At 37.2% G+C, this 1,250-nt stretch carries 1 protein-coding gene; it reads left to right on the top strand.

Annotated elements, in window-relative coordinates:
* Positions 1–184 precede the first annotated feature (184 nt).
* The coding region (locus ACYSNU_RS18905) for a lectin-like domain-containing protein (protein ID WP_416207891.1) at positions 185–1,250 on the top strand (1,066 nt) is incomplete at its 3' end.

The raw sequence follows: 1,250 nt of genomic DNA, 5'->3' as shown, positions 1-1,250 counted from the left end.
TGACTTGGGTATTGTCTGACACTGGTACAGATAGCCCAACTGCTTAGTTCCGAATCAGTAACAACAGTACAACTTTCAAGTAATCATTAAGTCTTAAGGATTGCGAGAAAGTTACTGTAACAATCCAAGGTTTAAACAGAAAAACACACTGAAATACTAGTAAAGACGGATAGGATGGAGAGAGATGAAGAAAAAGATACGGGAACAGTTAAGATGGGGCATAACATGTATAGTCGGTCTTTTTTGTCTATGGCTTTTACCAAGCACGGTAATTGCGGCTTCAGAAACTGTTTATCCAGTTACGACCGAATATCAAGAGATTAACGACTTAGCCGGCGTAAGAGATAATTTTGGGTTATCTGGTACTACAACTTGGGATACTGGCTGGCCATGGGCCCAGTTAACGTCAGAAAAGACTCAACAAGTTGGGTCAATTTATCTTAACAACAAAGTACAATTAGACTCGAGTTTTTCTATTAACGGAAAACTGTCCATTCATTTTAAAGGTGCCAATAAGAATGCAGATGGAATTGGTATTGTTTTTCATACGGGCGAAGTAGATCAAATTGGCCAAGCAGGAGGTTTTTTAGGAGTTGCAGGATTACCAAATGCTCTTGCGATGGTATGGGATACTTGGAAGAATGAAGGGGATCCAAACGTTCCTTACATAGGAATTTGGACAACAAATTCAAGTGGAACAAAATCTGTTGTCAATAATTATACTACATCTTTCGATATTACAAAGAATCAAGAGTTAAATTACTCATTTATATATGATGCAAATACACGCAAAGTAACATTTCAAGCATACTATAATATTTCTTCTACCAATGATTCACCAGATTATTCAAAACCTATCATTACAGATAATTCAGGAGCAGGATATAGTTTTACTATACCAGAATCAATTAAAGAATATTCATTTTCCATTACTGGAGCCACGGGTAGTACTTTTAACAATCAATATGTCAAAGTGTCCAACGCAAGCATACCAATTTTAGTCACCAATACGCCTAAAGTGACCAAGGAAGTTGGAACAACATACAGCTCAGTCTTGACTTTGTCTGACACAAATGGTGTCGCTTATCCGCAAGGTTCTACTGCGACTGTCAACGGAGTGGATTATACAGTAGATGATAATTCATCGATTACGGTTCCTTTAGGGGCAACAGATACTGAAACAGATTTAACAATCGCGGTTAAATCGTTTAAAGAATACAATAACCAGAAATTTGATGGTAGAGTTTCAG

This window comes from Enterococcus sp. LJL120, from assembly GCF_054871765.1.
Note: the sequence above shows the minus strand (reverse complement) of the source record. Positions and strands in the feature narration are given on the sequence as shown.